Here is a 26,218-nt window from a genome sequence, read left to right on the forward strand (position 1 = left end):
AATGTTCAAGAAATACATTCTCTTATCGGCAATCGCACTTTCTTTAACCGCCTGTCTGGGCGGTGGTTCCAGCGAGCCGACTCGTTATTATACGATTGCTGTCGAAAACATCAACCACCCCTCTTCGGAAGCCTTTGCCGGCAAAAGCTTACAGGTACGCAAGTTCACCATTGACCAAGCCTACCAACGCACAAACATCGTTTACCGTGAATCGGCCTACGACTTCATGTTCTACGATCTGGACTTATGGGCTAGCCGCCCCGAACACATGATTACCCGAGTCGTCTCGGAGTATGTCGAAAAGAGCGGAATGTTCCAATCCGTCGTTTCTGGCAACGGTGTCATGCCGGAATACGAACTTTCGGGCCATGTCAATGCCATTGAAGAAGTAGATGAAAGTAGCTCTCAATCTGCACACTTGGCACTTGGCTTTACCTTCAAGAACGTAAAATCAAATACAATGCTTTGGGAAGGCAAATGCGACAAGAATCGCTCCACCGACAGTCGCGAACCAAGAGTAACAGCAGAAGCTATTTCGAAACTCCTCGCCGAATGCATGGCTGACGCCCTACAATCGATTGCCAAGAGTACCTTGTAAAAAAATACGATTTGACTTGACAGAGTCTACAAATTAGTATATATTTGTGCAGTGAACAGATGTTTATTGCTACGGTACAGGCATGATTGAACGAATTCGCGGTATTTTGATTGAAAAATCCCCCACTTTTGTGGTTGTGGACGTGAACGGCGTAGGTTACGGCGTGAATATTTCGGCCTACACAGCAGGCAAATTGCCTGAGGTGGAAAGTGAGGTTACGCTCTACACGAACCTGGTGGTGCGCGAAGATTCCATGACGCTGTTCGGTTTTGCCGACAAGACCGAGAAAGACACCTTTATCATGCTACTCGAGGTGAACGGCGTAGGTCCGAAGCTTGCCCAGCGCATTTTGAGCGGAAGCTCCCCCGCTGACCTCTTGAACATGATCGCCAGCGACAACAAGAGCGCCCTCGGTAAAATCAAGGGCCTTGGCAAAAAGACCTGCGAACAGATGGTTCTTTCGCTTAAGGACAAGGCGGGTGCCATGATGCAGGCCCTGGGCGATGTAGAGGGATCAGGCATTACGGGCATGGGCGCACTTACCGGCCCGAAAATGGAAGCGGTTTTGGCCCTGCATACGCTGGGCGTCAAGGATCCGGCGGCAGAAAAAGCCGTAATGAAGGCGGCAGAAATCTTGGGAGATTCTGCAGATGCAGCAACGATTATTCCCGAGGCTCTCAAGTATCTTTAAGAAAAGGAGATGCCCGGTCATCCCCGTCAAGCGAGGACAGGCGCCGGGCATGACAATCAGACAATGGATGATCAACGCATAATTTCTCCTGAACGGCGTGCCGGCGACGAAAGCGATGTAGAGCGTTCCCTGAGACCGCCTTCTCTTGAAGAATTTACCGGACAGAAGAACATTAAAGAAAGCCTTTCGATCGCGATTGAAGCCGCCAAGCACCGCGGCGATTCGCTGGACCATTGCCTTTTTTGCGGTCCTCCGGGACTTGGCAAGACGACATTGGCCGGAATTATCGCTAAAGAAATGGGTGTGAATATCCATATTACGAGCGGTCCAGTGCTCGAAAAGGCGAGCGACTTGGCCGGACTCTTGACGAGTCTGCAAGAAAACGACATCTTGTTTATCGACGAAATTCACCGTCTGAATCGCGTGGTGGAAGAATACCTCTACCCCGCTATGGAAGACTTTAGGCTCGACATTATGCTGGATTCTGGGCCGGCGGCTCGCAGCGTGAACTTGCCGCTCAAGCATTTTACGCTGGTGGGAGCGACAACCCGCAGTGGACTTTTGACAAGTCCGCTGCGCGACCGATTCGGTTTGCAGTACCGGCTGGAACTTTACGACGAAGATGACATCAAGAGCATCTTGATGCGTAGCGCGAAGATTTTGAACGTGGGGCTCGAAGAAGATGCCGCAAAGCTTTTGAGCGGCCGCTGCCGTGGAACGCCTCGAATTGCAAACCGCGTATTAAGGCGTTGCCGAGATGTGGCGCAAGTCCGCGGTACAGGCATTATCGACTTGATGTCGGCAAGCAAGACTCTTGAAATGCTCGGTATCGACGGCGAAGGCCTCGATCACATGGACAGAAAAATTCTTTCGATGATTATCGACAAATTCGGCGGTGGCCCCGTGGGGCTGGGCACCATCGGGGCAGCGCTCGGCGAGGAGCCGGACACCCTCGAAGAAGTCTATGAGCCGTACTTGATTCGCAAGGGGCTCCTCGCGCGAACGCCGCGTGGCCGTACCGCCACGCGCACCGCCTACGAGATGCTTCACAAAGCTATCCCGAAAGCTCTTGCCGAAGCCAGCGCACAAGAGTCGCTGGATTTGTAGTTTTAGTTTTTAATAATTCTATTGATACACTTATTTCATTTTGACATCTGCAGGCGTTGTAACGTCTGCATTTTCTTTATAAATTCATTATTGGTGATAAGGATGTGTTAATTGGAGGCATGATGCATCTTAAAACGACTCTTTCCGTACTCGCAATCGCGGCAGTAGCAACTATGGCAAAAGATTTTTCCGGCGCAGAACTCTATACCTTGAAGGAAGTCCAGTACGGTAAATTCGAAGCCCGTATGAAGATGGCCGCAGCTTCTGGAACGGTCAGCTCCATGTTCCTTTACCAGAACGGCTCTGAAATCGCCGATGGACGTCCTTGGGTCGAAGTCGATATCGAAGTTCTAGGCAAAAACCCAGGCAGTTTCCAGTCTAACATCATTACCGGTAAGGCAGGCGCACAAAAAACCAGCGAAAAGCACCATTCAGTGAACCCGGCTACCGACCAGGCTTTCCACACCTACGGCCTCGAATGGACCCCCAACTACGTTCGTTGGACTGTAGACGGTCATGAAGTCCGTAAGACCGAAGGCGGCCAGGTAAGCGACCTCAAGGGAACGCAGGGCCTCCGCTTTAACCTCTGGTCTTCAGAAAGTGCCGAATGGGTCGGCAATTTCGACCAATCCAAACTTCCGCTCTTCCAGTTCATCAACTGGGTCAAGGTTTACAAGTATACTCCGGGCCAGGGCGAAGGCGGCAGCGACTTCACTCTCGACTGGACCGACAACTTCGATACATTCGACGCAAGCCGCTGGGGTAAGGGCGACTGGACCTTCGACGGTAACCGTGTCGACCTCACAGACAAGAACATTTATTCTAGGGATGGCATGTTGATTCTCGCCCTCACTCGCAAGGGTCAGGAAAGCTTCAACGGCCAGGTCCCGCGAGACGACGAACAAGCTCCGGTTTCAAGCAGCAGCGTTACCCCCAGTTCATCTAGCGTTGCATCGTCGTCTAGCGAAACTCCGTCTAGCAGCAGCGAACAGTTCAACCCGTTCAGCTCCTCTAGCAACCCGACTGGTATCCTTCCGACCCACGCCAAGCAGCTGCAGGCCAAGGAAGTCCGCGGCACCGTCAACGCCAAGGGCGCCCGCGTGAATGAAGCCACCAAGGCACATTACCAGGTAGATTTTAACTTCTAATTCATCCAACCCCAAACAACCCCGGCCCGCATAGGAACCTCCCCTGTGCGGGTCTTTTTGTTGTTATATTACCCAACATGAAACAGCGGATTATCAAGGCTTTGCTCGATATGAACTTGAACGATGGCGACAGATTGCCGTCGGTTCGTTCGATGATCAAGAGTTTCGGAGCATCGTCTGGCACTGTTCAGGCGGCGCTTTCTGAATTGGAATCCGCCGGAAAAATTTGCAAAATTCAGGGAAAAGGCTGTTTTTGGGGAAATACCCCGCTGAAGAACATGGTTCCGTACGTGCACGAGACTGTTTCGGAAAAGCTGTCCAAGGCATTCGAACGCGACTTTGCGCAAGGATTTATTAAGCCTTCACAACCGCTCCCGCTTTCGAAGGAACTTTCAGCCCGCTACAACGTTTCGCAGGGCACGCTCCGCAAGTTCTTAGAGGAAAAGGTAGCCCGCGGAATCCTGAAAAAAGAAGGGCGCCAGTATCTTTTTTACCGCAAGCAGCAAAAACGCGAGGATGCACCGCTTAGCGAACTCATTTTTGTAACTCGATGCAACAGCTGGGGCGGATTCACCGCCGAAAGTGAACGCGAACTGGACTTTTTGCGCCTCATTTACAAGACCGCCGGTAAAAACCACTACAAACTGACCCTTTTCGGCATCAACGATGCTACGGGCAAGCTGATTGACCGAAGCGGAAAACCCTGCAAGCTATCGGAACACCCGAATGCCGTGGGAGCGATTCTTTCAACGCTCCTTGTGCAAAACTTCAGACCGCTCCTGACGTTCTTCGCCGACGCGAAATTTCCCGTAGCCGTGTGGTGGGAACACCCTATCGATGCGGTGCCGCGCAGCTTTATGCGCAAGGACAACTGGGTATTCTTCAATTCCACCTTCGGTAAGCAACCCGGTAAAGAAATAGGCCGCTACCTGCTTGGCCTCGGCGTCACGGAAGTAGGCTATTTTTCGCCGTACCACAACAGTTCCTGGTCCAAAGATCGCTTGACCGGCCTCGAAGAATCCGGCCTGGTGGTACATTCTTATGTAGATGCCGAATTTGCAAGCCCGTGGGATTACAAGCAGATTGCCCGAAAGAAAGTCGAAAAGCTTTCTGTGGAAATTATGGCGCGCACGCTTGAAAAAGAAAAACTCAAGACGCTTGCCGAACGCGCTCTCGCCTTCCAGGCCGCAAACGGCAACAATATGCCATGGATTTGCGTGAATGACGAAGTCGCCGGGATCTTTATGGAAATGGTTGAAGAAAACAACATGGAAATTCCCATGCCGAATATCGGACCGAATTATATAGCCTTCGATAATTCCATGGAAAGCTACCTGTTGCGCATACCCTCTTACGACTTCAACACCGACGCACTCGTGGAGCAGATGTTCTACTACATCAGTAGTCCTTCGGCTTTTGACGGCGTCAAGAAAATCCACCACATTCTCGGAAACGTGGTGGAGAAATAATTACTTAATTGCATTCAAGACCGAATCGATACGTGTCGTTATTTGAACGGCTCCTAAGACATTCAGGTGGTCATAATCATATGCTAGACTATCGGCATAGTCATGATTGCCCATCTTATTTTCATCCATCAAATAAAAGTTATCGTAACGCTGTTCAAATTTGCGAACATCTTCAATGAGTTTAAGGGCATGGGAACGGCGCATTCCATGTCTGCCATAGGAACCCGTATTCGCATATTCCGGGCTTTGCGGGAAGACAACCCCGACAACCTTAACCCCTTTTCGAGCGGCATCCTCAATCAGCGTTTGCAAATTGCTCATTTCGCGCCTAATAGTCAAAGGTTTGTCGCTCCATGTAGAATCATTGATGACAAAATTTTCGTTGAAGCCTGTATTATTCCACGAAAAACCATCCTCGACAGGAACCCAGCCCATACTCATGGCAAAGCCGCTCAAGACTTCGTTTTCTTCAACAATTTTTCGGCTAATGTTTTTGATTTCTTCCACACCTTCGATACCGACCCAGTATTTATGGGTATAATCGTAAAAATACCCCGGGAACGAAAGGAAATTCAACGTCAATGTCGTATTTTCTGGTTCATTCCACAAGTCAAAATCAAGGCCAACGACAATCGTCTTTAGTTGCGGGCAATGGGCTAAAACATAATACCGAGCCAAGTACAAAGAAACATCCATATCAGAAGGGATCGCAGCCATATTGAAAGCCTTACCATAAGTAATCGCATTTGCAATAAAGCCGACACTCATTCGCGAAGAACCCAAGGCGACAACGTTCAAGGAATCGGAGGCACTCCAGAAAATATTCATCTTGTGCGAGAGCAACGGATTCGAAACATTATCATAATAGAAGGCAGCACTATCCAAATCGAGACCGGAATTATCATCTGCAAAAGCATTCTCGTTCACCCACAGGCTCGGGTGCCACAGTTCATCGCTTTCGACGAGATTCACAAAACTGCTATCAGTCAAATCTATCAGCACAATGGTTCGGTGCGAACCGTTGACATTGACAAGAGTCGCCACGGCAAGATGACTTGAGCCCCTCACCCATTCGCTATGATCAAAAGTCATCCCCGCAGGTGCGCCGATCGATTGCACCAGACGGCCTAACGAATCCGCTATCAAAAGCCGCTCATGGGTGGCATACCTTTTCCCGACAAAATTACGGCCAGTCGCGCTGCCAAAATCCAGGAACAGAGTCTTTTTGCGCTTATCTTGCGAGAGCGATACGTTGCAGGCCTGTTCGCCATTGTACCACATGGTGTCGCGAGCAGATTGCGACAACGGGGATTCTGAATCGGCTACTTTTGCACGCAAGCGCCTAGCTCCCGTGACGGCCAGGCGGTCGTCCTTGCTGATTCCGCCATGATAAGCACCGTCAAAAAGCTTTTGCGGTGTCCCAAATTTTCCATTTGCAAAAGTCACCTGCCAAGTAGATGCAGAACGGAAAGCGGATTCGTCATTATTGTTGCCGGCTGATGTCACAAATACAATCGCCGTATCGCCATTTTCGAGAATTCGCCAGCGCGGGATAGCCGCACTTTCAAAGTCTAGCTTAACGAGATGCGAACCGTCTTTATTCAAATCGCGTACATAAAGTTCCGACGAACCTTCTACCCCTTCAAACTTGGTGCAAAACGCCACAAGGTTTCCATCAGGCGATATATCAGGATGAAATACTTCCAGCGTATCTTCGATTTCGACAACCGTCTGCGCGCCGCTAGAATAATCGACAAAAGCAAGATTCCCCGAGACATCGTTGCGGAATGCAAGCTTTGCATTGAAAGTCTTTACGACCGAATGCAACGTCGAAGAATTCGCCAATAGAATAACTCTACTCAAGGCAGCCTTACCTTCGGCATCCATCCACACCGCATCAGGAATCGAGCCATACGCAAGACGGAAACCTACATATTCGGCACGAGTCGAAGAAGTCACCGCGTAGACATCGCCGCGACTATAAAAGTTCACGGCACCCGAGGCATTTCTGTAGCTGCCGCCCTTCACTACGCGTTGACCTAGCGAACCACCATCAGGAGGACCTACGTAATTCAGGACGATCGTATCGCGGAATGTACCCAACCAATCATTGACCCATTCCATGGCATTGCCTGCCAAGTCGCAAAATTCCGTGCTGGGAACAGACTTGCTGCAAACATTATGCAGCTTGAATTGAGAATCGTCAGCAGTCCAGGCCTCGCGCATATTCCAGTTCTTGCTGGCGGCATAAACCCATTCCGCCTCGGTGGGCAAATGATAGGAGACCTTTTCAGGATGATATGCCAAGCCCTCAAGGTTTACACAATGTTTTTCAGAATCAAATCGAGCCGATGCATAAGTATAAGCCGTATCAAGCTCATTTTCCTTGCTTCGCTCATTCGCAAAAAGAACTGCATCAAAGTAAGTCACATTGGTTGCAGGAAGATTTTCATCTTCGCATTCCAAAGTAAGTCCCGTTGCCTTTTTCATCAGACCGTTAAATTCGGCGCAAGTCGTCTCATGCTTGGACAAGTAAAAGTCATAGTCCAACTTGACCTTCATTGAAGGTCGTTCACTTACACGGGCGTCGGCAATATTCGTTCCCAGTTCTACAGACATCCCCTTCGAGGCAATTAAGAACATTCCGTTCTTGTTCATGCGTTCAATCTCAGCGAGGCTGTCCGCACGAAGAACGCTGTCTTTAAATAGACTGTCTCGAAGCAGGCTATCATTAAGGAGGCTGTCCTTGACTAGACTATCCTTGAGCAAGCTATCTTTATAGAGACTATCTCTCAGGAGGCTGTCGTTCAGCAAACTATCTCTTAAAAGGCTGTCTCGAACCAAGCTTTCGTTTAGGGCGAGGGAATCTAAAAAAAATCCTTCCGTAAGGATTTCTTCAGATAAAACCTGTTCTGAATTAGAACAGGCTATCAAATAAATCTGCAATAGCGCTAATATAAGCCACGCCGATTTCATGTCCCTCTACCCTACAATAAAGCGATTCCTTGAAAAAGGAACCGCTTTTACAACATCTTTGCTCTTATTTGTTTTTATTCACGATCAAGGTCTTGGCCTTGAAGGTCTTCTTGTCGATCCACTTGACCATCAGGGAAACCTTGTTGTCCTTGTTCAGGGCGGCCCAGTATTTTTTGAGCGTGTCTTCGACATTGTCGAAAATCGGCATCAGCTTCGGGAAACCGTTGAAGCTAGGAATCGGGCTACCGTCGGTTTCGTAGGTGCTGATGAAGTGGCCAAGACCCGGCAAAGCCTTCTCGTATTCAAACGTCATGCGTTCGCAACCGGCTTCTTCGCTGTTGCCCCTGCTCTTGAGGATGGAGAGCTTGTAGACGGCGGGGCTTGCGTTCTTGTAGTGGATGCCGGAAATACGCGGCGTGAAGTTCGGGGCGTCGTCTTCGTACTGGCGCGTGCGGAGAGCGCTTTCGAAGGTGCCGCCGAGCTTGATGGCGTCGTAAATCGTGTCGGTCTGGTCGCCGTTCGTGATAATCTGGACGTCGGCGGTGTGACGTGCCGGATAGTAGATAATCAGGTGCGGGTCCGTGAGCTTGGATTCATCGAAGGCCTTGGTCTTCATGAAGCCGGTCGACCGTTCGATTTCGAACACGCGGTTGCGGCTGTTCACGCTACGGCCCATGATCCAGTACACCTGCACGTAGGACTTGCCGTCGGCACTTTCGCCGAGGACAATGCCACGACCGGGATAAGGGTTATTGGAGAGGGCCTTGAAATTCTGTTTTGCTTCGTCTGTGTAGGACATAGTGATTAGTAAATAGTGGTTGGTGATTGGGAAATTTTATCGTTTCGGATTGTAATTGTTCATTAAGACCATCGCAACAGCGACGCAGAGCATCACGACGCTGCCAACAATAACTTGTTGGCGATGGTTGTATTCGCGCTTAACGTAGGTCGGATTTTCTTCATTGAGTTCCTGGAGCGTCGGACCCTGATTCAGCTTGGTCGAGTCAATGCCATAGAGTTCCGCCGCTTCTTCGTCGGTCATGTTCAGCGTGCTCACGTAAGCGCTGTCGTACTTATCGAGCTTGTCTGCGGCAAAAGACGCCCCTGCGGACAGGAGCGCTATAACCACAACAAGAACGAACTTAGTCATTATTCCTTCGCGAGCTTGTCGAGGATCTGGTTCACGAGGCCCGGGTTAGCCTTGCCGCCGGACTTGCGCATGGTCATACCCACGAGGAAGCCCTTCAAAGCAACCTTACCTGCCTTGAATTCGGCGAACTGGGCCGCATTTTCGGCACACACGGCACGGACCACTTCTTCAATAGCGCCAGTGTCGGTCACCTGCACGAGGCCCTTTTCCTTCACGATAGCTTCGGGATCCTTGCCAGTTTCAAACATCTCGGCGAAGACCGTCTTTGCAATCTTTCCGTTGATGGTGTTGTCGGCAATGAGGTTCACGAGCTTGCAGAGGTCTTCGGGCTTGATCTTGAGGGTGCTGAGGCCGCCTTCGAGTTCCTTCACCTTAGCGAGGAGTTCAGTAATCACCCAGTTGGCCAAGACCTTGCCGTTCTTGCAGTTCTTCGCGGCGGTATCGTACCATTCGCTCACGTCGCGGTCTTCGGTGAGCACCATGGCGTCGTATTCGGAAACACCGAAGTCGTCCATGAAGCGCTTGCGGCGGGCATCCGGCAGTTCCGGAAGCGTGCGGCGGATTTCTTCCACAAAGGCCGGGTCAGTCACGAGGCGCACCATGTCCGGTTCCGGGAAATACTTGTAGTCGTGGGCGTCTTCCTTAGAGCGGATGACGATGGTCTTGTCCGCATTGGGATCGTAGCGCTTGGTGCACTGTTCCACTTCCTTGCCGGCATCGAGCGTCGAGGCCTGCAGGTTCATTTCGCAGTACAGGGCCTTCTCGAGGTTCGTGAAGCTGTTCAAGTTCTTGATTTCGGCGCGGATACCGAACGGAGCGTCTTCGCTCTTGCGCAGAGAAATGTTGCCGTCGCAGCGCATATTGCCGTTTTCCATGTTGGCGTTGGACACGCGGGTGTATTCCAGCGTCTGCTTGATCTTCTTCAGCACGAGCACCGCTTCTTCGGGGCTACGAATATCCGGTTCGGTCACGATTTCGCAGAGCGGAGTGCCGCAGCGGTTCGCGTCGAAGTGGGAATCGGTCGGGCTCATGTCGTGGATGAGCTTACCGGCGTCTTCTTCCATGTGGATACGGGTAATGCCCACGCGCTTCTTGGTGCCGTCTTCCTTCACGATTTCGAGCCAGCCGTTCTTGCAGATCGGGTGGTCGTACACCGGAAGTCCGCCCGTCTGGGTAATCTGGTAGCCCTTCGGCAGGTCCGGATAGAAATAGTTCTTGCGGGTCCACATCGCGTTCAGGTCGATTTCGCAGTTCAGGGCAAGGCCTAAGCGAATGGCGTATTCCACCGCCTTCTTGTTCGGCACAGGCATGGCACCCGGCATACCGAGGCAAACAGGGCAAACGTGCTTGTTCGGGGTCGTATTCACTTCGATTTCGCAGCCGCAAAACATCTTGGTTTTAGTTGCGAGCTGGCAATGGATTTCAAGACCGATAACAGGACAATAATTGGACATGATATCTCCGATAATTTTTACGCTGAAAAGATAGAAAAAGTGGGAAGTAGGAAGTAGGCAGTAAACAGTGGTTTGTGGTTAGGATAATAACAATCTTGTAAAAAAAGAACTATTATTCTAAATTTTTAATATGCGTTTTGAAGTTCACCCTGTAAATCCGCAAGCGAGAATCGTGAAGCTTGCCGCAGCCGCCCTCGAAGACGACGGTCTTGTTCTCTACCCCACTGAATCTGGTTACGCGATTGGCTGCAACGCCGAATCGCCCAAGGCAATCCACAAGCTTTATGCCCTCAAGAAGCCGATGAAGAAGTTCTTCATGGCGCTCATCATCCCGGACATTCGCAAGGCGACCGACTACGCCCGAGTCGACAACTTTGCATTCAACATCATGAAGCCGCGCGTGCCCGGGCCGTACACGTTTATTTTGCCCGCCGACCCGCACATCGCCCGCCGCCTGGACGTCAAGCGCCCCGAAATTGGCGTGAGAATGCCGACGCACCCGTTCTTCAAGGAACTTTTCCAGCATTTCGACAAGCCGATTCTGAGCACGGCCGCCAAGCTCACCGAAGAAGACATGTACGAGCCGGATGACATCTGGAAGACCTTCGAGCATTCCGTCGACATGATGGTCGACTGCGGCCCTATAGAAATAAACCCGACCAACATTATCAGTTTGGTCGGGGATCAAGTCGAAGTGATTCGTGGCGAGTTGCTAGACCCGTAACTTACACCATGGCGGCGCTGAAGTCGGCCTTGGTGCAGAGCGTTTCCTTGCCTTCGGCATCGACGATCAGGAGTTCGCCACTGTACTTGTAAATGCCGTGGCGGGCCATGATGAGCTTGGCCTTCAGAACGATTTCAGCCTTCGGAATCACCGGAGCGCGGAAACGGCAGTTTTCGACACCCATGAAGGCGGGGCGCTTGCCCGTGGTTTCGGCTTCGCGACCGATCATGGTGAGGAGCGTGGCAGCCTGGGCCATGGATTCAATCTGAATCACGCCGGGGAGCACCGGATTGCCCGGGAAATGTCCCTTGAGGAATCCTTCTTCGCCGGTCAAGTGCCACTTGGCAACGATTTCCATGTTTTCAGCATCGAGGGAGAGGATTTCATCGACAAAGGCAAACGGGGCCTTCTGCGGAAGCACGCTGTGGACGACTTCGGCATCGTAGAGGATTCCATCGACGTTAGACTTGGGTAAAGATTCCAGCATTGACATAAGGAATGATTTTCTCCATGATTTGGTGGTGGGACACATGCCCACCGTTGGTGATTTCGATTCTGACCCTCGGAAGGGCCGGACAGATAAAACTCAGGTCTCCAATCAAATCTAGTATTTTATGCATCGCAGGTTCGTTTGCGATGCGGAATTTTGGCGAACAGGCGCTGTTTTGAGCCGCGCAATCCCCCGCTGCGAGCAGGAGTCCGCAGGATTCATCGACGCCTGCGAGGAGTCCTGCCGCACGGGCGCGCTCCAGTTCCACCTGGTGAATGAAGGTGCGCGCCATGAAAATTTGGTACAAGTTCTCGGGCGAATAAATGGAGACGGAGGCCGCCGACTTCAGGTCGTAACCATCGCGGGCGGTATTGCGATCAAGAACGTATTCCACCTCAAATGTCTCGGCTGGCGTAATGCGAACATGGCCGTAGACCGCGGCATCTCTACCCAAGTCCCACTCGGCATGCACAGGAGCATCGAAAAAGACCAGCTCTTCGGGCGCTCCGCAGAATTTTCGCATTTCGCAGAAGAACGGAATCGACGAACCGTCCATCATCGGGACTTCGGGCTTAGTCGCATCAGTGAGCCGCACGTTAAAGCGCCGGTGCGGCCACATCAGGAACACGGGTGCCAAATGCTCCGGCGACAGAAGTTCCAAGCCGGATTCGCTCAACTTGTAGCCAGCGGTACGTTTCGCAAAAAATTCAAGTTCTTCAAAACAATGACACGCGTCGCTGCGATAAAAAAGCTTTTCGCCCACATACCACGCCACAAAAGGAACCTTCTGCGGATCCTTTTCCAGCGGCTCAACAGAAACCGATGTCGAACCAAAGCTTAAGCTGGGGGATTTAAATTCACACACATTACTCATTACGAGCTACAAAATAGCAAATAAAAGCAAGTTTCTGCAGAAAGACTTTTTCATACCTTTATCAACTAGATCCTTCGACTTCGAGCCTTACGGCTCTGCGCTCAGGATGACACATTCGTGTCACTTCCTACTGCCTACTTCCTACTTCTAACTTTTTTTTCGCCATCATGCGGAGTTCGACCATTTGACGACGCCAGATTTCGATGTCAATCGCCGGGAACCCAGCAACGGTCTTGCCAGCGGGAACGCTCTTAGTCACGCCCGCTTTCGCGGTCACAATCGCATTCTTGCCCACGGTCAAGTGCCCCGCCGCCTTGGCTCCGCCCGCGAACTGTACGCCGTCTTCGAGAATCGTCGTGCCGCCAAGCGCCGTCTGCGAGGCCATGTAAATGTTGTTGCCTAAAACGCAGTTGTGAGCAATCTGCACCATGGAATCCAAGTGGCAATTGTCGCCGATGGTCGTCGGCGAAATGAATCCGGCCGCCACGACCGTGTTCGCACCAAAGCTTGAGCGGTTCCCGATGCGCACTCCTGCAAAATGCGGCACCATGCGGCGCTCGCCTTCGTGCTCGTAGAATCCGAAGCCGCGGCTACCGACAACGACGCCCGCTTGAAAAATGCAGCCCTCGCCCACGATGACATTCGGGTAAATGGTCACGTTTGATTCCAGGCGGCAACCGCGCCCGATACTTGCGCCGCGCATCACCACACAGCCGGGCCCGACAAAGCAGCCTTCGTCGACAAAGCCTTCCACAACTGCCGTCGGGTGAATCCACGGGCCGGTTTCGCCATAGCCCACGCCCATGTAGTCGCGGTCAAAATGCACACCCGATTCCATATTGTCATTAAAGCCATTGCCCTCGAAACGTTCCAGGAACTTGACCATGGCATGGTAAGGTTCTTTGACGGCGACAATGTTCTTTGCGTTCGGAAAAATCTCGGTAAACGAAACCTCGCCCGATTGCACCGCTGCAGAAGGCACAAACAAGAGGCCGGCAGCCGTCTTTTTCAAATCATCGTTCGAAGGACCGTTTGCATGCGTCACACTCTCGACACGACCCACCCAGAAACTCACGTCGTTTTCGCGAGCCTGCGTCAGTGCAGCAAAGCCTGTTAAAGTAACCTCTGGCGACTCGCGCAAGACGTTACATTCCATCGATTCTGTATTGCGTAAAAATTCAAGGACTTCGGCACAGCGAACGGAGAACATTATTCCCCCAGCGCCATAATCTGCACCTTGCAGGCAAAGTCAATGTCTACATGGCCGCCAAGTTTACCGCTCAAGTCTTCGCCATCGAGCTGCAAAAATTCGTCTTCGGCAAATTCTAACTTAAGCGACCTGGCCTTGCGGGTCTTGATAAAATACTTCTTGACTAGATTCCCGATGACAGGCAAGTTCCCGACCGCAATAGCCAGCAAGAACCTGAACATGTTCGGCACGCATACGATTTCGAGCAGGCCGTCAGCCATATCGGACTTGTAGAAGGGATTCGTACCGCTAGCAAAACTCGGGATATTGCCCACAATCACGGTGCGGTGGCCGTCCAGAATTTTTTGCCAGCTGCGGCCCTCGGCATCCACAAACGAAAGCTTACCCTTTTTAAGCTGGTAAGAGCGGTCCGCAAAGAAACTCTTCACGTAATGCAGTTTGTTCACCAGCACGGAATTCGAATTGAATTCGCCGTTGGCGCGGGCGCGGTTAAAATCGTGAGCGATTCGGGCATCGATACCGCCCGAAAAATAGTTCGCAAAGGCAAGTTTCCCGTTCACCTTCCAGATATCGAAGGGTCGTGCCTTGGCCTGCAAAAGCCTACGCACCAGGAACAGAAGACCCTTGTCTACATAGGGCTTGTAAAGGTTCAAAACGCGGGCAAGATCGTTACCCGTACCAAGGGGAATCAGGCCGATTTTTACGGACTTCGCGTATTCCGAAGAGACCATGACCGAAAGGACAGAAGACACGGTGCCATCGCCACCGACGGCCACCAGTTTTTCGGTATTGGCAAGAGCGTCCCTGATCTGATTGTCTAACCCATCGATATTGGTAAATTCGGCCTTCCATTGGTCTTCCGTATAATTCAAAGAAGACATGATTTCGGGCAAATACTGGTGAATCACCTTGCCCTGGCCGCCGCCACTAATCGGATTAATGAGAAAGACAAACTTATACATCACTGCTAAAATATAATTATATACGAAATCGAGTCTAAAGCAAAGTTTTTTGTAGCAAAAAAGCGTTAAGAGTTTCTCAACTCTTCTTTAATGACCAAATAATGTTCCGCATTTTCGTGGAATTTGCGGATTTCGTCTTCGGTCAGTTCGCGCACCACATGGGCCGGAGCGCCCACTATCAGGCTACGTTCCGGGAATTCCTTATTTTGCGTCACCACGGCACCGGCAGCCACCACGCTGTTCGACTTGATGTGTACGCCATCCATGAGGATTGCACCCATGCCAATCAGCACGTGGTCGTCAACATCGCAAGCATGCAAAATGGCATTATGGCCCACGGTCACGTCGTCGCCCACATGCACGCCGACTCCTGTCGAAAGATGCACGGTCACATTATCCTGGATATTGGTTCGCTTGCCAATGCGAATTTCGGCGAGGTCTGCACGGATAACCGTATTGTAAAAAACGGACGAATCGTCGCCAATTTCTACATCGCCAATGACTTTTGCACCTTCCGCGATAAACACACGTTCGCCAAGAACGGGCTTTTTACCTTTGTATTCAATCAAACTAGCCATAATTACAATTTATAAAAAAAGTAGACAGTAGGAAGTTAGAAGTAGACAGTAGGCCGTAGGAAGTGGTATGGGGTGTGGGCTATGGGGTTTGGACGGTGGGTGTACGCTTCAATGGTATAAATCAAGCGACTTTAGACCTAAGACGTATGAGTAAAAATTATATTGTTCCACATGTCAGATTTCTTACAAAACATATTTGATGCGCAGGGTGAAAACCGCTGGAAAATTGCACAATCAAGCGTGAAGGAACGAATCGCCAAGTTGGTTAAACTCCGCAAGGTCATTGTGGCCCGACAGCAGGAATTTTATGATGCCGTATGGACCGATTTCCACAAGCCGAAAACCGAAGTCTGGCTTACCGAAGTCTACCCTGCCCTGCAAGAAATCGACCACACCGTGAACCACTTGCCCGATTGGGTTGAAGACAAAGACGGTAACTTTAGTCTTCTGTTCCCGCTGAATTCAAGCGTGAGCCATTTTGAGCCCAAGGGCCGCGTGCTGATTATGGCACCGTGGAATTACCCGTTCTTGCTTTTTATTTCGCCGGTCGTCGCAGCCGTCGCTGCCGGCAATGTGGTGATAGCAAAGCCGAGCCACAAGACGCCTCATGTAGCGGCATTTCTTGAATCGCTGATTTCTGACGTTTTCCCGCAAAACGAAGTCGCCGTTGTGCAGGGCGCAGGTGCCGAAATTGGCGACCAGTTGCTCGCCCTCCCCTTCGATCATGTGTTCTTTACGGGTAGCCCGAACGTGGGCGCCCATGTGGCAGAACAAGCGGCAAAAATTCATGCCGGAGTCACGCTTGAACTCGGCGGAAAATCGCCGGCAATCGTTCTGGATGACGTGAACATCAAGGATGCCGCAAAGAAAATCGCCTGGGGCAAGTGCCTGAACGCAGGCCAAACCTGCATCGCTCCCGACTACATGCTTTGCCCGCAACGTTTAATGCAGCCGCTCGCCGAAGCCGTTGCAGACAACATAAAGAAGATGTACGGCGAAACCGAAGACGCCCGCCGGAACTCAGAAATTTTTGTACACATCGTTGAAAGCCGCACCGTCGAGCGCCACCAAGCGCTCATTGAGGATGCGGTTGCGAAGGGTGCGAAGGCCGTCATCGGCGGCGCGGAATTCTGCGACAGTGGCACCAGATACACGCCCGCGACCGTGCTGACCGATGTCACCCCCGACATGCGCATTATGGAATCCGAAATTTTCGGACCGATTCTCCCGATTATCGCTTACGATTCGCTAGAAGATGCAATTACCTTCATTCAAGCGCGCCCGAAGCCACTGGCGCTGTACATTTTTGGAAAATCCGAAGTGAAAATCAACGAAGTCATCGCCAGCACGACCTCGGGCTCTACTTGCGTGAACCACTGCATTTTGCAAATCGAAAATCTGTCGGTTCCTTTTGGCGGAGTCGGCATGAGCGGCACCGGCAATTACCACGGAATTTATGGCTTCAAGACTTTTAGCCACGAACGCAACGTGATGCGACAAGGCGCATTAGACACCATGACATTCCTTTACCCGCCGTACCACAAGAAAGGCGAGAAAGGACTCCGCGCAAGAATCCAACGGATTGCAAGGAAATTCCTCAGCTAGAGATCCTTCGAGTCACTTCCTACTGCCTACTGTCTACATCCTACTAACTAGTGACCGACGTACAGGCGCTTCATTTCGTCGGAAATGGCCATGGGACGGCCGCGTTTCATGTCGACAAGCACCCACTGGGTTTCCGATTCGAAAATCACCTTGCCATCAGAGACGCGTTCAAAGCGGCACTTGCGCAAGCTAGCCACCTTGCCGTAAGCAGCGACCCAAGTGGTTCCGCGGATTTCATCACCGAGGAACGCCTGGTTCTTGTATTCCACGTGCTGCACGTGAATCATCCAACCAGCTCCCAGGTCACGCATCAGCTGCGTACCGCCCACCTGCTCCGAATGAGCAATGGCGATGTCCTGAATCCACTGCACCGACCATACGTTATTGAAATGATGATTGTCGTCAATCATTTCGGGCGTCACCTTGAACACCTGCGTAAATTGCATCGGGTCAACCGTTTCTTCCATCGCAATCGCCATAAATACCTACTCGTCTGCTAAATTTTTGATCAAGTTCGGGAGCGCAAGTTCAAACTTGACTCCATACCAGTGAGACTTGTCTTCATAAGTCTTTTCGATGCATTCCAGCACAAAGTCGGCCGCAATCCGGGCCGCATCGACCATAGGACGACCGCGGAGCATGGCTCCTACAAAAGCCGAGGCATAGCAGTCGCCTGTGCCGTTAAAGCCCTTGGTAATTTTCTTGTGCTCGTAGTAGTTGAATTCCTTGCCGTCGTAAAGCATGACACCCGTATAATCCGGACGGAATCCGACACCGGTCAGCACCACCGACTTGGTGCCCAGTTCGCAGAGTTTTTTGCAAAGCAGTTCGACCGTTTCGCGGTCAATATTTTCGCTGTACTCCGTATCCGTGAGCATGCAAGCTTCGGTCATGTTCGGAAGCAAAACATCGGCATGGGCGCACAAATCCTTCATGGCATCGACAAATTCCATATTGAAGCCGGGGTAAAGCGCCCCGTTGTCGGCCATGGCAGGGTCGACTACCCGAATCGCACCATCGACACCGTTCGTGTCCATGATGTGCTTGACCATGTTAATTTGCTCGATTGAACCCAGATAACCGGTATAGAACGCATCGAAGCGAATATCAGCCACACGCCAGTGTTCGCTAATCGGCAACATTTCTTTAGTCAGATCCTGGAATGTCCAGCCTGTAAAGCCGCCCGTATGGGTCGAAAGAATCGCCGACGGCAACACCGCCGTCTCTACACCGCACGCAGAAATAATCGGCAGTGCCACCGTGAGGGAGCACTGTCCAAAGCACGAAATATCTTGAATCGTAAGGACTCGCCTGTACATGCCCCAAATATAGAATTGCAAAGCCCCCTTTTTTTTGATTAAGTTATATTTACGACATTACAACAAGGTGTTTTGGGCCCTCCTTGGTCTGGACCAATTACAGGAGTTTTGTATGGAATGGAATGATTTTACGAGCCTTACGTCAGAAGACATGCGTGCCATTTGGGATTTCAATACCAAAGACCCGTTCTCGATTTTAGGTTTGCATCCGCTGAACACGGACCGCGGCTTAAAGACGGTGATTCGCGCCTACCAACCGCAGGCAAGCTTTATTCGCGGTGAATCTTGTGACGGCGAATTTGAATTCGATTTCATGAAGCTTGGCAACACGGGATTTTTTGAAGCCATTCTGGACAAGGAATACGAACCGTTCTTTTACAACTTGATCATTCGCCAAGACGACGGCAACGAATACACGCTGACCGACCCGTATGCATTTCTCCCTGTACTTAGCGACTTTGACCGCCACCTGATTTCGAGCGGCACGCACTACGAACTGTACCGCAAACTTGGTGCAAACCTTGTTGAACACCAGGGCTTTAAGGGCGTGCACTTTGCCGTCTGGGCTCCGAACGCCCACGCAGTCTCTGTCGTCGGTAGCTTTAACAGCTGGGACGGTCGCCGCCACCAGATGCGCATGCTTGGCTCCACCGGCATTTGGGAAATTTTCATTCCGAACATTGGCGAAGGCGAACTCTACCGCTTCGAAATTCACGGTGCCGATGGCAACCTGCATGTTAAAGTGGACCCGCTCGCAAAACTCAGCGAAGTCCGCCCGGCAACTGCCTCCATCACCACGCACCTCGACGGCTACGAATGGGGCGACGACCTTTACATGTCTACACATTGGGCAACCAAGGTCTTCGGTTCGCCCATGAACATTTACGAAGTCCACGCCGGTTCCTGGCGCCGCGACCCCGCGAATCCGGACCGCTTCTTGAACTGGGATGAACTTGCAGAAACCTTGATTCCGTACCTCAAGGAAATGGGCTACACCCACGTGGAATTTTTGCCGCTGGCCGAGCACCCGCTCGATGAATCTTGGGGCTACCAGGTGACCGGTTACTACTCCCCCACGAGCCGCTACGGCACACCGGACCAGTTCAGGCATTTTGTGGACCTTTGCCACCAGAACGAAATCGGCGTGATTGTGGACTGGGTTCCGGCTCACTTCCCCAAAGACGCCCACGCACTCGGACGCTTTGACGGCACCGCCTGTTACGAACATGCCGACCCGCGCCAGGGCGAACACCCGCACTGGGGCACCTACATCTTTAACCTGGGCCGTAACGAAGTCAAGAACTTCTTGATTGCAAACGCCATGTACTGGCTCAAGGAATTCCACTGCGACGGCCTGCGAGTTGACGCCGTGGCCTCGATGCTTTACCTCGACTACGGCAAGGGCCCCGGCCAGTGGGTCCCGAACAAGGACGGCGGCAACATCAACTACGATACGCTCGAATTCCTGAAGCACCTGAACAGCATCATGGGTCGCCTCACTCCGCATGCGATTTTGATTGCTGAAGAATCAACCAGCTTTCCAAGCATTACGCGCCCGCCTGAACAGGGCGGTCTTGGCTTCCACTACAAGTGGAACATGGGCTGGATGAACGACTTCCTCAGCTACATTCAGCATGAACCGATTCACCGCAAGTACCACCACAACCAGCTGACCTTCAGCATGGTGTACGCCTACAGCGAAAACTTCATCCAGGTGTTCAGCCACGACGAAGTGGTGCACGGCAAGGGCTCTATGCTAGGCAAGATGCCGGGTGACAACTGGCAGAAGTTTGCAAACCTCCGCCTCACCTACGCTTTCCAGTATGCGCACCCGGGCAAGAAACTCAACTTCATGGGCAACGAGTTCGGGCAGTTCCGCGAATGGAACGAGAAGCGTTCGCTTGACTGGCACCTCATCAGCTGGGATAGCCACGGCAAGCTCCTGCAGATGATGAAGGTTTTGAACCACCTGTACAAGGAAAACGCCCCGTTCTGGGAAATCGACCACTACTACACAGGCTTTGAATGGATCTGGTGCGACGATGCCGACAATTCCATCGTGAGCTTTGTGCGTAAGGACGACCACGGAAACCAGATTCTGTGCGTATTCAACTTCACGCCGGTGGTCCGCAACGACTACCGCCTCGGCGCTCCGACCCGCGGCAAGTGGAAAGAAATCTTCAACACCGATGCAAGCATGTTCGGCGGCTCTAACGTGGGTAACTTCGGCGAAGTCTGGACGCAGGATATTCCGTGGCAGAATCGCCAGTGGAGCCTGAATATCAAGCTCCCGCCGCTGGCCGCAGTCTACTTCCGCTTGGAACGTTAAGCGAAGAATTCTAAACATTAAAAAGCCCCGATTCATCATCGGGGCTTTTTCACTTTTTTGAGACTAATCTTGCATGCAGCGTAGGGCTATTCGACTGGACTTCCCGTAATAATCTTTAAATACATACTGATAATAATAATTGAATTCTCGTACGTCAGCGCAACTTACACACTCTGAAGATTCACTTGCGCTCCAGAAAGCAACCGATTCCAATGGATGATTTCGGCTCATTTTCGGTTCAAACGGCAACGCCGAAAAACCGAAGCGATCCGACCCCGTGGGTGCATCCGGATGTTCAGCCCATAAACTTTTCGCCTTAAGGCTCACGCCAAGGTCTTCGTCTCCATTATTCATGTCTACAAATTTCTCCAAGAGTTTCCAGTCACGTTTGCTGGGCACATGCCAACCCTCTGGACAAATGCCTTGACGAGGAAGATCCGAAATTTCAAAATAGCAGGAATGGTTCTCACAATATTCAGTGGTATCAATAGCCTGAGACCAAGTATAGCCACGGCCATACTTGGCAATGCTATCTTCGGCATGTGGGATAACTTCCTTTGAGAACCAATAGACGAACCGGTCATCTGTTGTCGTATCGCCAATATCGTAATTCAAGTTCTGAGCCATCCAGACCTGGTCACCGATTTTTACTGTACGATAGACTTGATTATCCCTTTTGTCCAGCAATTCACCATATTCAATTTCTGGATTCAGGTACTGAGTCGGCAAGCACTTGTACTTGCTACAGTCATAATCCTTTGAAGGGATCAACTGTACCACACTGCTGCTAGACTCTTCTTCCGAACTAGACGATTCCTGAACGACAGAACTCGATGAAATTTGAACACTGGAACTAGATAATATTAAATCTATGGAACTAGACGAAACCTGATTATTGGAACTCGACGATTCTTCTACGCTTGAGCTCGACAATTCTTGAACGCCGGAACTTGACGAATTCAACGCATTGGAACTAGAAGAAACCAAAACGCTGGAACTAGATGATCCTTGTACATTGGAACTGCTCGAAGAATCCCCGGCAAGCGTTGTGGTTGAACTACTCGACGATAAAGAAACCGAAGTCTCTTTTTCACTTGAACAGGACTCTGCAGGAGAATCATCTATGCCTGTCAGATAAGTCATTTTCGTTTCGTTGTCAGAACAGCCGCTAAAATATGCCAGCAGGGCTGCAGCCGTAAACAATTTAAATTTCATCTGTTTCCCCCACCTAACGAACATTTACAAGCTGGTTTATGCCATCGACTCTAAGAATATATTTTCCGGAGTGAGTAACTTCTATGGAAGAAACGCCCTTGTAAAGCATTCCAGACTTCAAAATTCGACCCTGAGAATCCAGAAGCAAGTAATTTGCAGATTCCTTTTCATAGCGGACACTTATAATTCGTCCCAAAACGTTTACCGCAAAATTAGCCGGCTTCATAGCAACAGGAATTTCTTCCGTACTAGACGAAGATTCTACGCTGGAAGAAGATTTCGCGCTAGACGAAGATTCTACACTGGAAGAAGACTTTGCACTAGACGAAGATTCTACGCTGGAAGAAGACTTCGCGCTAGACGAAGAACTCACGCTGGAAGAAGACTTCGCGCTAGACGAAGAACTCACGCTGGAAGAAGATTTAACACTAGAAGATGAAAATCCTTCTTCATAATAGCTGGACATGGGAATCATGTCGTAGCCAGCAAAAACAGGATAGCCCTCGCCACGAGTCCAGATTTTGCTGTTTTCTTCTGTTCCCGCAGTCGTATTGAGTGCATCCTTAAAATCATCCGTCTTCATAAGGTCCGAAGACATTGGCGCAAAAAAGTCTACAGAATACAAGTCGTTGACCGCAGCAGAATCGTAGTAGACATAGGCGTTCTTAGCATGGTCTTCTTCATAGTCAGCAACAAACGCATAGACACCTCCCTGGAGTTTCATTCCGTCTACCTTTGCCGTGCTGTACACATTCTTAACGACCACCGCGGAATCGCCCTTGGCCCATACACCGCCCGAGAAGCCTCGAGAATTCACATTGCCCCAGTTAAACGCATTCGTAATTGACGCTCCCGGGTAGAGATCAGCAACAATGCCTGCCACAAAGGAGCTGTCCACATTATCTTCGCTATAAATATCCCCGATATTATAAGCCTGATTCATATTGCCCTTAAGGCTTCCGCAAACGCCTCCAATATGGGAACTCAGTTTCTGATCCGCATATGCATAGAAAATAGGAGCATCGTTATAGGCACCTTCTACTTGATTGCAGGTTCCAGCAATGCCACCCACATAAGGTTCGACCGTTTTTATATAGGCATAATGCCCGTAAGTAACCGAAATACCATAAACCGGGCCACGGTTATTGACATTCATCAAGACGCTATCCGAAATACCTGCAATACCACCCACATTCGTAAATCCCGAAACGCGGCCCAAATTCTTGGAATTTTTCAACTCCCCAAAATTCTTTCCCGCGATACCGCCAATAGCAAATTTTAAATCCTTGTTTTCTACACGCGAGTATTCGCATTCATTATAGAAATTCGGACATTCATGCAAAATGGGTTTCCTGTTTTCAGTAGAATCCACATAGCCCCAGTTGCTACCGACGATACCACCGATACTAAACTTGTTAGGATAGCGTCCATCTTTGGAAATGTCTTCCATAAGAATTCGCCCTTCGTTCAAGACGTTCTTGACCGAACCTTCGCCAAAATTCAAGGCAACAATACCGGCCATCGCAACGGAATCTCTACCAGGAGAAATACTATAGGCCAAATGAATATTGCCGCTATTGGAACAGGAATCAACGATACCTTCGTTTGTCAAGGCAATTCCTGCAAGACGATGATAATATCCCCAGGAATTGACATTGATGTCACCTGTATTGACACCATTGATTATATGCTGCGTGAAATTCGCAATTCCAGCCACTTCAACATTGTAGGCACTCACATCAAACGAAGTTTCGTTCCTCACATTGTCCAAGTCACCGTAAGATTCATAGGTGATACCGCTGATAATGACGCTAAAATTATTTTCTTGAGAAATGTCTATATGACCATGCGTATAAGCATTCGTTATTTTGCCGCCAAACGTGTTATAAGCGGCAATGCCGGAAATTTTGTAATCATGATTTTTCGAGTCGCTACGATTAAAATCAAAAATAAATTCAGCACTATCAATGTCACCTTCATTATAATAGACCAGTCCACCCATAGTCACCGTCGTATCGAAGGGCTTGGCCTGGACGGAGCAGTTCCTGATATGACCGAGATTGACCTGGGCTATGGCCCCGGCATACTGTTCTACCAAGGCACTTCTGATGTTCAGGTCCTTTACAAGGGCTTCGCTCATGTAATAGGCATAACTACGCCCGCCTGGCAGTTCGTACCATTCGAGATTCGCCCCCAAGGAATCGAACAGGGAATGCCTTAGCCCATAAATGGTATGGTGGTTCCCGTCAAAGATACATGTATCGCAAAGTCCGGTGCGGCCCCTGTACCAATAGTACAGATTATGCTCGGTGGGAGTCAAGGAATCCTTCCCGAGCACGAGGTCGTTCATCAGGATCGCGGAAAGATTCCGGGAATCGTCCAGGTACCACTTCAGCTCCGCAGGCGTATAGATGGCATAGTACAGGCGACCGTCCTTCCGAACAATCTTGTCGATCTTCTGGAAGTCGCCGTTCCATACCTTGAACTCCGGGACGTCGGAAGGCTGGGAATACACGACAAGCGAAGTGTCCTCGATGGTTTCGGAATACCTGGCATACAGCACCGTCGAATCCGTAAAGACATGGTCCACGCCCACCGGGTTCCCTTCACCGTCTACCCAGCCGGCAAAATAGTGGCCTTCCTCGGAAACCGGGATTTTCATCTTGTCGAGCTTGCCCTGATAATCGGTATAGCCGGTAGAAATGAACTGGCCGTCGTCAAAGATGACGGGGAAAACTTCCTGGAATCCATCCTTTCTAAATTCAGGATATTCGTCAGGGACATAGGACCACTCCCTTTCGCCATACCTAAATTTGCAATCTTCGCTGAACCGGCCTACAAACTCGCGCTGTTTCAAGGAATCCGTCGTCATCCCTACGCACCATAAAGGCCGGGAAGTTTCGGGCACACCGCCATAGCAAGCCATATCGGACACGAGATCCTTGTTGTAATAGCCGTGTTTTATTTCCGTCTCAAGATAGCCCACCAGAATTCCCTCCAAGGAGTCTCCCTGGATATCGCCGGAAAGGTTAAACGCATACTCGACTGCGTTCCCACGGCCATATCCCGCAAGACCGCCGGCGATCTTTCCGGAAACCTTCCCCTCGTTTTTCGAATAGATAACGCTTCCCATGGCGACAATGCCGCCCGCAAGCATCGTTCCATGGACGGAGCCCTTGTTATGGCCCCCAGCAGAACCAAAAACATAGCCGACAATCCCTCCAGCAAAATATCCGAACACATTTCCGTGGTTCACGTAGTTCCATCCCACAATTTGATGTCCGCTAATGCCGCCGGCGAGCCCCAGGGTGTCCGCAACGGTTCCGTAATTCACGACGTCATACAAATGCCAGGACTTACCGGCAATGCCGCCGACAGTACCGAAATTCGCGTAAATATTTCCACGGTTTTCGCAGGAATAGGCTTCCGCCTCGTTAATTCCGACAATACCGCCAGCATAATTTTCATGCTTGTCGCCCAGCATGTTGACATAGGAATTGAGATTATAGGAGATACCGATGTAGGTACTGGATGCGTCCCCTTTCACGTGGATATCGGCAAAGTTCTTGGCGTCCTTCAGGACCACATCCCTACCCATGTTCCCCACGACTCCGCCAACGACGTAGTACCCGAAGGCGTCCAGGTTTATCTCCGTGCTGTTCGAAACCTTTTCCATGGTTCCCGAAGACATAATGCCGATAAGTCCGCCCACGTAGCCCTTGGCGGGCCGGTAAATCCTGTCGACCAATCGGGCATTCTCGTCGAACACCCGAATATTCCCTTTTCGGGCATGGCAGTTGTAGACAGTACCCTCGGAACGGCCCACGAGCTGGCCCAAATTCACCGAGTCCTTGGCCATGTTCTGGAAATCGAAATCAAAATGCGAGTAGGCAACGGAAACGTTCCGAACGACACCCTCCGCATCGAGATAGCCGAAAAGGCCATAAGAGAAAGGGGTCCCCAAGGCCACGTTCAAGCCGTAGACGGTATGGTTGTTTCCATCAAAGGTTCCCTTATACGCATTTTCCTTGTCTACACCGATAATCGGCCAAAGGGAGCTAGAATAAGAGGAAGAGTCAGATCCTAGCTGAATATCTGCAGTCAGTTCTGCGTTCAGGTCTGTTTGTCCGTTGTTGACCTGACTTGCAAACCAGGCCAGTTCCGCCGGAGACGAAATCTGATATACATCGCCATTCGCGGTTGTCTGGATTGCAGGCTTAGCAGTTTCGCCATTCCAAGCGGCAAAACTATAAATTGCAGTTAAAAGGACCAGTATAATTTTTTTAGTCATTTGACCCCCATTGATGACCGTAATATAA

At 50.7% G+C, this 26,218-nt stretch carries 21 protein-coding genes; 8 read left to right on the forward strand and 13 right to left on the reverse strand.

Annotation, left to right across the window (positions count from 1 at the left end):
* Position 1 precedes the first annotated feature (1 nt).
* The 5 genes from B9Y58_RS04175 to B9Y58_RS04195 all read left to right on the forward strand — a co-directional run bounded on the left by B9Y58_RS04175 (position 2) and on the right by B9Y58_RS04195 (position 5,013).
* Positions 2-598: an ABC-type transport auxiliary lipoprotein family protein gene (locus B9Y58_RS04175; RefSeq protein ID WP_073054474.1), complete on the forward strand. Its 597-nt coding sequence runs from the start codon at positions 2-4 to the stop codon at positions 596-598.
* Between the two features lie 82 nt (positions 599-680).
* Positions 681-1,289: a Holliday junction branch migration protein RuvA gene (gene ruvA / locus B9Y58_RS04180; protein WP_073054476.1), complete on the forward strand. Its 609-nt coding sequence runs from the start codon at positions 681-683 to the stop codon at positions 1,287-1,289.
* A gap of 63 nt (positions 1,290-1,352) precedes the next feature.
* On the forward strand, positions 1,353-2,396 hold the full coding sequence (gene ruvB / locus B9Y58_RS04185) for a Holliday junction branch migration DNA helicase RuvB (RefSeq protein WP_073054477.1): 1,044 nt from the start codon (positions 1,353-1,355) through the stop codon (positions 2,394-2,396).
* A gap of 119 nt (positions 2,397-2,515) precedes the next feature.
* Positions 2,516-3,544, forward strand: coding sequence for a glycoside hydrolase family 16 protein (locus B9Y58_RS04190; RefSeq protein WP_369827934.1), 1,029 nt, complete (start codon positions 2,516-2,518; stop codon positions 3,542-3,544).
* Between the two features lie 77 nt (positions 3,545-3,621).
* On the forward strand, positions 3,622-5,013 hold the full coding sequence (locus tag B9Y58_RS04195) for a GntR family transcriptional regulator (protein WP_073054479.1): 1,392 nt from the start codon (positions 3,622-3,624) through the stop codon (positions 5,011-5,013).
* Here B9Y58_RS04195 and B9Y58_RS04200 read toward each other — a convergent pair whose 3' ends face one another.
* From B9Y58_RS04200 to gatB, 4 genes are all read right to left on the reverse strand, one after another.
* On the reverse strand, positions 5,014-7,827 hold the full coding sequence (locus B9Y58_RS04200) for a TIGR02171 family lipoprotein (RefSeq protein ID WP_159432589.1): 2,814 nt from the start codon (positions 7,825-7,827) through the stop codon (positions 5,014-5,016).
* Between the two features lie 226 nt (positions 7,828-8,053).
* Positions 8,054-8,788 (reverse strand): IMP cyclohydrolase, encoded by a 735-nt coding sequence (locus B9Y58_RS04205; RefSeq protein ID WP_073054483.1) that lies wholly within the window; start codon positions 8,786-8,788, stop codon positions 8,054-8,056.
* A gap of 36 nt (positions 8,789-8,824) precedes the next feature.
* Complete coding sequence (locus B9Y58_RS04210; RefSeq protein ID WP_073054485.1) at positions 8,825-9,139, reverse strand: phage portal family protein; 315 nt, start codon at positions 9,137-9,139, stop codon at positions 8,825-8,827.
* On the reverse strand, positions 9,139-10,593 hold the full coding sequence (gatB, locus tag B9Y58_RS04215) for an Asp-tRNA(Asn)/Glu-tRNA(Gln) amidotransferase subunit GatB (RefSeq protein ID WP_073054487.1): 1,455 nt from the start codon (positions 10,591-10,593) through the stop codon (positions 9,139-9,141). The genes B9Y58_RS04210 and gatB overlap by 1 nt, the downstream gene beginning before the upstream one ends.
* A gap of 130 nt (positions 10,594-10,723) precedes the next feature.
* Between gatB and B9Y58_RS04220 the strand changes: the two genes are divergently transcribed.
* A complete protein-coding gene (locus B9Y58_RS04220; protein ID WP_073054489.1) occupies positions 10,724-11,317 on the forward strand; it encodes an L-threonylcarbamoyladenylate synthase in 594 nt (197 codons plus the stop codon).
* Between the two features lies 1 nt (position 11,318).
* Here B9Y58_RS04220 and B9Y58_RS04225 read toward each other — a convergent pair whose 3' ends face one another.
* From B9Y58_RS04225 to B9Y58_RS04245, 5 genes are all read right to left on the reverse strand, one after another.
* Complete coding sequence (locus tag B9Y58_RS04225) at positions 11,319-11,810, reverse strand: 3-hydroxyacyl-ACP dehydratase FabZ family protein (RefSeq protein WP_233247832.1); 492 nt, start codon at positions 11,808-11,810, stop codon at positions 11,319-11,321.
* Entirely contained in the window at positions 11,779-12,681 is a 903-nt protein-coding gene (locus tag B9Y58_RS04230; RefSeq protein WP_073054491.1) for a UDP-3-O-acyl-N-acetylglucosamine deacetylase, read from the reverse strand. Before B9Y58_RS04230 ends, B9Y58_RS04225 begins: the two co-directional genes overlap by 32 nt.
* Before the next feature lie 127 nt (positions 12,682-12,808).
* Entirely contained in the window at positions 12,809-13,891 is a 1,083-nt protein-coding gene (locus B9Y58_RS04235) for a UDP-3-O-(3-hydroxymyristoyl)glucosamine N-acyltransferase (protein WP_073054493.1), read from the reverse strand.
* Positions 13,891-14,853, reverse strand: coding sequence for a diacylglycerol/lipid kinase family protein (locus B9Y58_RS04240; protein ID WP_073054495.1), 963 nt, complete (start codon positions 14,851-14,853; stop codon positions 13,891-13,893). The genes B9Y58_RS04235 and B9Y58_RS04240 overlap by 1 nt, the downstream gene beginning before the upstream one ends.
* A gap of 65 nt (positions 14,854-14,918) precedes the next feature.
* Entirely contained in the window at positions 14,919-15,431 is a 513-nt protein-coding gene (locus B9Y58_RS04245) for a gamma carbonic anhydrase family protein (RefSeq protein ID WP_073054497.1), read from the reverse strand.
* 171 nt (positions 15,432-15,602) lie between these two features.
* On the opposite strand from B9Y58_RS04245, the gene B9Y58_RS04250 reads away from it, so the two are divergent.
* On the forward strand, positions 15,603-17,036 hold the full coding sequence (locus B9Y58_RS04250) for an aldehyde dehydrogenase family protein (protein WP_073054499.1): 1,434 nt from the start codon (positions 15,603-15,605) through the stop codon (positions 17,034-17,036).
* Positions 17,037-17,083: 47 nt separating this feature from the next.
* Here the strand turns inward: B9Y58_RS04250 and B9Y58_RS04255 are convergent, their stop codons facing one another.
* Complete coding sequence (locus tag B9Y58_RS04255; protein WP_073054501.1) at positions 17,084-17,515, reverse strand: acyl-CoA thioesterase; 432 nt, start codon at positions 17,513-17,515, stop codon at positions 17,084-17,086.
* Between the two features lie 6 nt (positions 17,516-17,521).
* Positions 17,522-18,355 carry a pyridoxamine kinase gene (locus B9Y58_RS04260; RefSeq protein WP_073054503.1) on the reverse strand — a complete coding sequence of 278 codons (834 nt, stop codon included), beginning with the start codon at positions 18,353-18,355 and terminating at the stop codon, positions 17,522-17,524.
* A 112-nt stretch (positions 18,356-18,467) separates the two neighbouring features.
* On the opposite strand from B9Y58_RS04260, the gene glgB reads away from it, so the two are divergent.
* Positions 18,468-20,684: a 1,4-alpha-glucan branching protein GlgB gene (gene glgB, locus B9Y58_RS04265; protein WP_199220937.1), complete on the forward strand. Its 2,217-nt coding sequence runs from the start codon at positions 18,468-18,470 to the stop codon at positions 20,682-20,684.
* Positions 20,685-20,747: 63 nt separating this feature from the next.
* Here the strand turns inward: glgB and B9Y58_RS04270 are convergent, their stop codons facing one another.
* Positions 20,748-21,899, reverse strand: a complete 1,152-nt coding sequence (locus tag B9Y58_RS04270; RefSeq protein ID WP_158278316.1) for an FISUMP domain-containing protein — start codon at positions 21,897-21,899, stop codon at positions 20,748-20,750.
* 13 nt (positions 21,900-21,912) lie between these two features.
* Positions 21,913-26,190, reverse strand: coding sequence for a hypothetical protein (locus tag B9Y58_RS04275; RefSeq protein WP_073054507.1), 4,278 nt, complete (start codon positions 26,188-26,190; stop codon positions 21,913-21,915).
* Positions 26,191-26,218 lie beyond the last annotated feature (28 nt).

Source organism: Fibrobacter sp. UWB15 (assembly GCF_900177705.1).
In the GTDB taxonomy this organism is placed as follows: domain Bacteria; phylum Fibrobacterota; class Fibrobacteria; order Fibrobacterales; family Fibrobacteraceae; genus Fibrobacter.

What these genes read in the sequence shown, in the direction of transcription:
- ruvA (WP_073054476.1), top strand. Translation starts at nt 681, where the DNA reads ATGATTGAACGAATTCGCGGTATTTTGATTGAAAAATCCCCCACTTTT.
- B9Y58_RS04260 (WP_073054503.1), bottom strand. Translation starts at nt 18,355, where the DNA reads ATGTACAGGCGAGTCCTTACGATTCAAGATATTTCGTGCTTTGGACAG.
- B9Y58_RS04175 (WP_073054474.1), top strand. Translation starts at nt 2, where the DNA reads ATGTTCAAGAAATACATTCTCTTATCGGCAATCGCACTTTCTTTAACC.
- B9Y58_RS04245 (WP_073054497.1), bottom strand. Translation starts at nt 15,431, where the DNA reads ATGGCTAGTTTGATTGAATACAAAGGTAAAAAGCCCGTTCTTGGCGAA.
- B9Y58_RS04190 (WP_369827934.1), top strand. Translation starts at nt 2,516, where the DNA reads ATGATGCATCTTAAAACGACTCTTTCCGTACTCGCAATCGCGGCAGTA.
- B9Y58_RS04270 (WP_158278316.1), bottom strand. Translation starts at nt 21,899, where the DNA reads ATGAAATTTAAATTGTTTACGGCTGCAGCCCTGCTGGCATATTTTAGC.
- B9Y58_RS04240 (WP_073054495.1), bottom strand. Translation starts at nt 14,853, where the DNA reads ATGTATAAGTTTGTCTTTCTCATTAATCCGATTAGTGGCGGCGGCCAG.
- B9Y58_RS04235 (WP_073054493.1), bottom strand. Translation starts at nt 13,891, where the DNA reads ATGTTCTCCGTTCGCTGTGCCGAAGTCCTTGAATTTTTACGCAATACA.
- B9Y58_RS04195 (WP_073054479.1), top strand. Translation starts at nt 3,622, where the DNA reads ATGAAACAGCGGATTATCAAGGCTTTGCTCGATATGAACTTGAACGAT.
- B9Y58_RS04220 (WP_073054489.1), top strand. Translation starts at nt 10,724, where the DNA reads ATGCGTTTTGAAGTTCACCCTGTAAATCCGCAAGCGAGAATCGTGAAG.
- B9Y58_RS04210 (WP_073054485.1), bottom strand. Translation starts at nt 9,139, where the DNA reads ATGACTAAGTTCGTTCTTGTTGTGGTTATAGCGCTCCTGTCCGCAGGG.
- B9Y58_RS04250 (WP_073054499.1), top strand. Translation starts at nt 15,603, where the DNA reads ATGTCAGATTTCTTACAAAACATATTTGATGCGCAGGGTGAAAACCGC.
- glgB (WP_199220937.1), top strand. Translation starts at nt 18,468, where the DNA reads ATGGAATGGAATGATTTTACGAGCCTTACGTCAGAAGACATGCGTGCC.
- B9Y58_RS04225 (WP_233247832.1), bottom strand. Translation starts at nt 11,810, where the DNA reads ATGTCAATGCTGGAATCTTTACCCAAGTCTAACGTCGATGGAATCCTC.
- B9Y58_RS04205 (WP_073054483.1), bottom strand. Translation starts at nt 8,788, where the DNA reads ATGTCCTACACAGACGAAGCAAAACAGAATTTCAAGGCCCTCTCCAAT.
- ruvB (WP_073054477.1), top strand. Translation starts at nt 1,353, where the DNA reads ATGGATGATCAACGCATAATTTCTCCTGAACGGCGTGCCGGCGACGAA.
- B9Y58_RS04230 (WP_073054491.1), bottom strand. Translation starts at nt 12,681, where the DNA reads ATGAGTAATGTGTGTGAATTTAAATCCCCCAGCTTAAGCTTTGGTTCG.
- B9Y58_RS04255 (WP_073054501.1), bottom strand. Translation starts at nt 17,515, where the DNA reads ATGGCGATTGCGATGGAAGAAACGGTTGACCCGATGCAATTTACGCAG.
- gatB (WP_073054487.1), bottom strand. Translation starts at nt 10,593, where the DNA reads ATGTCCAATTATTGTCCTGTTATCGGTCTTGAAATCCATTGCCAGCTC.
- B9Y58_RS04275 (WP_073054507.1), bottom strand. Translation starts at nt 26,190, where the DNA reads ATGACTAAAAAAATTATACTGGTCCTTTTAACTGCAATTTATAGTTTT.